This window comes from Halobaculum sp. EA56 (assembly GCF_051195075.1).
Taxonomy (GTDB): Archaea; Halobacteriota; Halobacteria; order Halobacteriales; family Haloferacaceae; genus Halobaculum.
The window spans coordinates 71,341-78,028 of sequence record NZ_JBNTJX010000015.1; the positions used below are offsets into that span (position 1 = coordinate 71,341).

General features: G+C 73.3%; 6 protein-coding genes and 1 pseudogene. 6 read left to right on the forward strand and 1 reads right to left on the reverse strand.

The window, feature by feature from the left end; all coding sequences use genetic code 11:
* Nucleotides 1-85 precede the first annotated feature (85 nt).
* The 5 genes from ACQUQ1_RS18155 (at nucleotide 86) to ACQUQ1_RS18175 (ending at nucleotide 5,134) form a co-directional block, all read left to right on the forward strand.
* Entirely contained in the window at nucleotides 86-1,231 is a 1,146-nt protein-coding gene (locus ACQUQ1_RS18155) for a dihydropteroate synthase (protein ID WP_435065712.1), read from the forward strand.
* 128 nt (nucleotides 1,232-1,359) lie between these two features.
* Entirely contained in the window at nucleotides 1,360-2,034 is a 675-nt protein-coding gene (locus tag ACQUQ1_RS18160; protein ID WP_435065713.1) for a 6-hydroxymethylpterin diphosphokinase MptE-like protein, read from the forward strand.
* A gap of 118 nt (nucleotides 2,035-2,152) precedes the next feature.
* A complete protein-coding gene (locus tag ACQUQ1_RS18165) occupies nucleotides 2,153-3,619 on the forward strand; it encodes a cryptochrome/photolyase family protein (RefSeq protein ID WP_435065714.1) in 1,467 nt (488 codons plus the stop codon).
* Between the two features lie 92 nt (nucleotides 3,620-3,711).
* Nucleotides 3,712-4,446 (forward strand): sporulation protein, encoded by a 735-nt coding sequence (locus ACQUQ1_RS18170; RefSeq protein ID WP_435065715.1) that lies wholly within the window; start codon nucleotides 3,712-3,714, stop codon nucleotides 4,444-4,446.
* 70 nt (nucleotides 4,447-4,516) lie between these two features.
* Entirely contained in the window at nucleotides 4,517-5,134 is a 618-nt protein-coding gene (locus ACQUQ1_RS18175; RefSeq protein WP_435065716.1) for a DJ-1/PfpI family protein, read from the forward strand.
* A gap of 40 nt (nucleotides 5,135-5,174) precedes the next feature.
* On the opposite strand, the gene ACQUQ1_RS18180 is transcribed toward ACQUQ1_RS18175, so the two are convergent.
* Nucleotides 5,175-6,332: an MFS transporter gene (locus ACQUQ1_RS18180; protein ID WP_435065717.1), complete on the reverse strand. Its 1,158-nt coding sequence runs from the start codon at nucleotides 6,330-6,332 to the stop codon at nucleotides 5,175-5,177.
* Between the two features lie 271 nt (nucleotides 6,333-6,603).
* Between ACQUQ1_RS18180 and ACQUQ1_RS18185 the strand changes: the two are divergent.
* Nucleotides 6,604-6,688: pseudogene (locus ACQUQ1_RS18185) on the forward strand (superoxide dismutase); the annotation flags it as partial.

Here is a 6,688-nt window from a genome sequence, read left to right on the forward strand (position 1 = left end):
GCCGGCGGCACGTGGGGCGGCGGGCACGCGTTCGTCGCCCGCCGGGATCACAACACCGAAACGCGAGCCTCCCCTGTCACGGTCCATGCGAACTGTCGACGCCGCGGGGCTCCGCATCGGCGACGACCACCCGCCCCGGATCATGGGCGTGTTGAACGTCTCGAAGGAGTCCCCGTACGACCCCAGCGTGTACGACGACCCCGGCGAGGCTGCGCGGTACGTCGACGAGGAGCTGATCGGCGAGGGCGCCGACATCGTCGACGTGGGGCTCGAGTCGGCGAACAAGCGGTTCGAGGTGCTGTCGGCCGAGCAGGAGCTGGAGCGGCTCGACACCGCCGTCGAGACGATCGAGAGCGTCTCCGGCGACGCCGTCTTCTCGATCGAGACGCGCTACCACGAGGTCGCCGAGGCGGCCCTGAACCGCGGCTTCGACATGGTCAACGACATCTGCGGGTTCGCGGACCCGGAGATGCCCCGCGTCTGCGAGGACCACGACGTCGCGGTCGCGAAGATGGCCTCCCCGCCGGACCTGGAGCGGCCGGGCGCCGTCGAGGACGTCGACGACATCTACGAGGCGCTCTCGCTCAACGGCTTCACGGACAAGACCATCGTCGACCCGGCCTTCGGGGGCTGGTCCGAGGAGAAGACCCTCGCGGACGACCGCGAGACGTTCCACCGCCTCCGGGAGTTCCGCGGCTACGGCCGCCCGATCCTCGTGTCGATCAACCGCAAGAACTTCCTCCGGAGCGTCGCCGGTCGCGACACCGAGGGGGCGCTGCCCGTCTCGCTGGCGGCCACCTCGATGGCCGTCGAGCGGGGGGCCCACATCGTCCGCACGCACGACGTGGCCGAGACGCGCGACGCCGCGCTCATCGGCGCGGAGTTCGCCCGCGACCGGGTTCGGACCTCGGGCGAGGTGTCCGTCGAGGAACTCGACGTGACGACGACCGGCGAGGCCCGCCGGCACGCCGACCGCGTCGGCGGCGACCCGGCGGCGGCGGCCGACGCCGTCGCCCGGGCGTACGAGTTCGACGGGCTCGACGCCGAGGAACTGGGCGCGCTCCGGGCGGCGACCGTCGAGTCGCCGGCGCGGGTCGTCGCCGCCGAGGGGGCCGCGACGGCGCTGCTGGTGGGGACCGTCCGCGGGGTCGCCGCGACCGCAGACGCCGCGAGCGGCGTCTCCGAGGCCTTGGACGCCGCCCTGGCGTCGGTCGCGCGTCCGACGGAGTAAGAAAACTTATACCCGATCCGTCGCAACCCCAGGTCGGAAGCCGGAAGGGCACCGCGGGTAGGGGTACTCTGGTGCGCTCCCGGCCCGATCCCGTATTGCTGAGCGACGCCGATCCCCGAGTGACACCGATGGACTTCGACGACTGGGAGCCGGTCTACGAGGCGATCCTCGCGGACTTCGGGTTCGACCGCGCCGCCGACGAGGCCGTCCGCGACCGGGCCGCCGCACACGCCGAGCCGTTCGACCTCGACCGCCTGGACTGCGCGGGCGAGACCGTCGCCGTCGCCGGGGCGGGGCCGTCCCTGGAGGCCGACGCCGGCCTCGCCCGCGACGCCGACCGCGTGTTCGCCGCCTCGACCGCCACCGACCGGCTCGCGTCCCTGGGTGTGACGGTCGACGCGATGGTGACCGACCTGGACAAGAACCCCGGAAGCGGACTCGCCCGGACCGAGCGCGGCGCGGTCGTCGTCGCCCACGCCCACGGCGACAACGGCGCCCTCGTCGACGAGTGGCTCCCCCGCTACGACGCCGCCCACACGCTCGTCACGACGCAGGCGGCCCCCGTCGACGCCGTCCGCAACTACGGCGGCTTCACCGACGGCGACCGCGCTGCCTTCCTCGCGGACCACTGCGGCGCCGAGCGGCTGGCGTTCCCCGGCTGGGACCTCGACGACCCCGCCGTGGACGGAGTGAAGGCGCGGAAGCTCGAGTGGGCAGAGCGCCTCCTGCACCTCCTCGAACGCCGCCGCGGCGAGCGGTTCGCCGTCCTCGACGGCCGGCGGGACGCGATCGATCCGATCTGACGGTCGAACCCGTCCAGCGCCGACCCCCGCCGGGCCCGCCCCGACCGCGGCGGACGGGCGCGTCGTTCCGCCGGCGTCGTCCCGTGCGCTTACTACCGTCGCGCCCGTGTGCGGTTCCATGCCCACGCGACTGTTCTGGCACCGCCGGGACCTGCGCGTCGCCGACAACCGCGGGCTCGCCGCCGCGGCCGACGGCGGCGACGGCGACACGGTCGTCCCCGTCTTCGTCTTCGACGACGACGTGCTCGCGCACGGCGGCGACGCCCGCGTCCGGTACATGCTCGACGCGCTCGCGGAACTGCGTGCGGACTACCGCGAGCGCGACTCGGACCTGCTCGTCGCCCGCGGCGACCCCGCCGAGGTGCTCCCGTCCCTCGCGGCCGAGCACGACGCCGAGGCGGTCGTCTGGAACGAGGACTACTCCGGGCTGGCCCGCGAGCGCGACGTTCGCGTCCGGATGGCCCTCGACGACGCCGGCGTCGCCCGCGAGACGTACCACGACGCCGTCCACCACGAGCCCGGCGCCATCACGACCAACCAGGGGGAGCCGTACTCGGTGTTCACCTACTTCTGGCGGAAGTGGCGCGACCGCCCGAAGGCCGACCCGTTCGACGCCCCCGAGCCGGACGACCTGGCCGACGTGCGCGGCGACGACCTCCCGGACATCGGGGACCTCGGCTTCGAAGAGCCCGACGCCGACGTGCAGGCCGCCGGCACCGAGGCGGCCCGCGACCGCCTCGCCTCGTTCCGCGAGGACGCCGTCTTCCGGTACGCCGAGGACCGCGACTACCCGGCGCGGCGCGCCACCTCCCGGCTCTCGGCGGACCTGAAGTGGGGGACGATCGGGGTGCGGGAGGTGTACGCCGCGACCGAGGCGGCGATGGCCGAGGCCGAGGCGATGGGCGGCGACGATGAGGGAGAGGACCCCGCCGTCGAGTCCGTCGAGGAGTTCCAGTCCCAGTTGGCCTGGCGGGAGTTCTACACGCAGGTGCTGTGGGCGAATCCGGAGGTCGTGACGGAGAATTTCAAGGAGTACGAGCGCGACATCGAGTGGCGCGCGGACGACGAGGCGATGGCCCATCTGGAGGCGTGGAAGGACGGCGAGACGGGCTACCCCGTCGTCGACGCCGGGATGCGACAGCTGCGCGAGGAGGCGTACATGCACAACCGCGTGCGGATGATCGTCGCCTCGTTCCTGACGAAGGACCTGCTGCTCGACTGGCGCCACGGCTACGAGCACTTCAGGGAGCACCTCGCGGACCACGACACCGCCAACGACAACGGCGGCTGGCAGTGGGCCGCCTCGACCGGGACGGACGCTCAGCCGTACTTCCGGATCTTCAACCCGATGACCCAGGGCGAGCGGTACGACCCCGGCGCCGAGTACATCGCGGAGTACGTCCCCGAACTCGCGGGCGTCTCGCCCGAGAACGTCCACTCGTGGCACGAGCTGTCGGTCGGCCGCCGGCGACAGCTCGCCCCCGAGTACCCGGACCCGATCGTCGACCATTCGGAGATGCGCGAGCGGGCCATCTCGATGTTCGAGCGCGCCCGCGGCGAGGACGGGGGGGCGAGCGCGGACTGACGGACGGAGGCGGGGGGCCGCCGCCGGGAGGAACGCGAGCCGGACCGGACAGAAAATTGATATCCGATCCCGCCGCAGGTTCCGGTGCACCCATGAAAAAGGTCCTCGCGAGCGTCGGCATCGGCAACGCCAGCGTCGACACCGTCCTCGACTCGACCACGGTCAGGCCGGGCGAGACCGTCGGCGCGCGCGTCGAGGTCGCCGGCAGCGACGCCGAACAGGAGGTCGGACGGATCGAGCTCGAGCTGGAGACGCGCTACCGAACCGACGACGGCTACCGGGAGGCCGACATCGCCCGCTACACCCTCACGGACGGCTTCACCGTCGAGCCCGGCCAGGAGCGGACCGTCCCGACGGAGATCGAGATCCCGTACGAGACGCCGCTCACCCGCGGGCGGACGGAGGTCTGGGTCGAGACCGAACTCGACATCTCGATGGCGGTCGATCCCGAGGACCGCGACCCGCTCACCGTCGAGCCGACCCCCCGCATGTCGGCGCTGTTCGACGCCGCCGAGGCGCTGGGGCTCTCGCTGCACACGGCGGAGTGCGAGGCCGACCCCCACGGCCGCTACTTCGGCTCCCCGTTCGTCCAGGAGTTCGAGTTCCGCCCGCACGGCGGTCCCTTCGCGGGAGACCTCGACGAACTCGAACTGGTCGCCCGCGACGGCCCCGAGTCGCTGACGGCGTTCGTCGAGGTGGACCGCCGCGGCGGCCTGCTCTCCGAGATGGCCGAGACTGACGAGTCACGGGCCCGGTTCACCGTCGACTCGACCGACCCCGACGAGGTCGCCGACGATCTCCGCGACGTGATCGGCCGGCGGGTCTGACCGCCCGCCCCGACGGGGATCCGCTCGGCCGCCACGACACGACTTTCCCCTCGCGGATCGAGCGTCGGGTATGGACATCGCCGTGCTGCTGTACGAGGGGTTCGACGAGCTGGACGCGGTCGGCCCGTTCGAGGTGTTCCGCAACGCCGAGGGCGCCGGCGCCGACTTCGACACCGAACTCGTCTCGATGGACGGCCCCGGCACCGTCACCGCGAGCCACGGGCTGTGCGTCGAGGCCGAGGCGCCGCTGCCCGACCCGGGCGAGGCGGACCTGCTCGTCGTGCCCGGCGGCGGCTGGAACGACCGCAGCGAGGCGGGCGCGTGGGCCGAGTACGAGCGCGGCGCGATCCCCGAGGCGGTCGCGGCCCACCACGACGCCGGGGCGACGGTCGCGTCCGTGTGCACCGGCGGGATGCTCCTCGCGAAGGCGGGCGTGTTCGACGGCCGGCCCGCGGTCACCCACGCCTCCGCGCTGGAGGACCTCCGCGAGAGCGCCGCCGAGGTGCGCGAGGAGCGCGTCGTCGACGACGGCGACGTGCTCTCGGCGGGCGGCGTCACCTCCGGTCTCGACCTCGCATTGCACGTCGTCGAGCGCGAGGCCGGCGCCGAGGTGGCCGAGTCGGTGGCGACGACGATGGAGTACACCCGCCAGCACGCGGCATACGAGCCGGGCGCGATCGCGGAGTGACCACGGCGCGAACGCGAGACGGCCGGGTGCGCGTCGCCCGTCACGCCCGCGCGAGCGGCACCAGTGCCGCGGCCGCCAGCGCGGCACACCCCGCGAGCCCGTACCAGCCGAGCGCGTACCCGGCCGCGTCCGCGAGGTAGCCGAACGCGGGCGGGGCGAGGAGCCCGCCGAGGTTGATCGCCGTCTGCCCCCCCGCGGTGGCCGCGCCCACCTCGCCGTCGTCGACGAGCGCGGTGAGACAACCGTAGTACATCCCCGGGAAGCCGAGGACGAAGAACCCGAGCAGCGCGAACGCCGCTGCGGCGGCGAGCGGGACGCCGACGGCAGTGACGGCCACGAACCCGACGGCGCTGACGATCGCCTGGACGAGGAGGACGCGGGCGTTCGCCGCGACGGACGGGGCCGACAGTCGGTCCGCCACCGCGCCGCCGCCGAGTCGCCCGAGGCTCCCCGTCACCTGGACCGCCGCGAGCGTGCCGCCGGCGACGGCGGCGGACGCGAGCACGGCGTCCGTCATGTGGAGCACGACGTAGCCGGTCGTCGTGAACACCGCCGCGCCGAGGAAGAACCCCGCGACGAGCAGGCCCCGGTACCCGCGCCCCGAGAGGAGGCCCCGGACGTCCGGAAGCGAGAGCGACCCGGACCCCGCGCGGCCGTCGTAGCCGCGGGCGAACGCGACCGCGACGACGGCGGCGACGCCCGCGGCGACGATGAACCCCCGTCCCCAGTCGCCGCCCGCGCCGGCGGCCGTGATCAGCCCCGCCGAGAGCCCGGACCCGACGGTGACGCCGACCTGCTTCACGTTCATCGCGAGGTTGCGCCGGCCCTCGGGGGCGGCCACCAGGACCGCCCGGTTGGTCGCCGGCATCGCCGTCGCGTACGCGACGCCGACGAGCACGAGCGACCCGAGCACGAGCGGATACGTGGGCGCGAGCGCGACGGCGACGCACCCCGCGCCCACGAGGAGCAGGCCGCCGACCATGGGCACGCGCTCGCCGTAGGCGTCGACGACCGCGCCGGCCGCGAACAGCGCGAGCGTGTACCCCGCGATCACCGCCGTCACGGCCAGCCCCGTCCGGAAGCGCGTCAGCCCGAAGTCGGCGCGCAGGAACGCCGTCGTCGCGAAGACCGCGTAGAAGCAGACGCTCGCCGACACCTGCCACCCGCCGACCAGCCCGACGCCGCGCCACTCGCGCACGCCGCCGCCTTTCCCCCGGGACTGCCTCGGTCCGTCGATACCGGCGAAGCGGACCGCGAGTGCCTCCCCGGTTCCGGTGCGCCCCTCGTTCCCCGGCCCGGGTAGCTCGTGTACGTGAGGTGAACGTGCGGGCCGGTCCGCCGACCTTTCGAGGGTCGAAACCGCCTGCAGGCGTCGACCCACCGGCGAAAGGTTCTTGTGAAGTGCTAGCAGTCCTCTTCTCAATCTTTAACAGCTATCACGCCGTTGTAGTAGTCGGAGGGATTCAATCATGAGCGACTACGAACTCGATCCGTTACCGTACGAGTACGACGCCTTGGAGCCGCACATCTCAGAGCAGGTGCTGACGTGGCATC

What these genes read in the sequence shown, in the direction of transcription:
- ACQUQ1_RS18155 (WP_435065712.1), top strand. Translation starts at nt 86, where the DNA reads ATGCGAACTGTCGACGCCGCGGGGCTCCGCATCGGCGACGACCACCCG.
- ACQUQ1_RS18160 (WP_435065713.1), top strand. Translation starts at nt 1,360, where the DNA reads ATGGACTTCGACGACTGGGAGCCGGTCTACGAGGCGATCCTCGCGGAC.
- ACQUQ1_RS18165 (WP_435065714.1), top strand. Translation starts at nt 2,153, where the DNA reads ATGCCCACGCGACTGTTCTGGCACCGCCGGGACCTGCGCGTCGCCGAC.
- ACQUQ1_RS18170 (WP_435065715.1), top strand. Translation starts at nt 3,712, where the DNA reads ATGAAAAAGGTCCTCGCGAGCGTCGGCATCGGCAACGCCAGCGTCGAC.
- ACQUQ1_RS18175 (WP_435065716.1), top strand. Translation starts at nt 4,517, where the DNA reads ATGGACATCGCCGTGCTGCTGTACGAGGGGTTCGACGAGCTGGACGCG.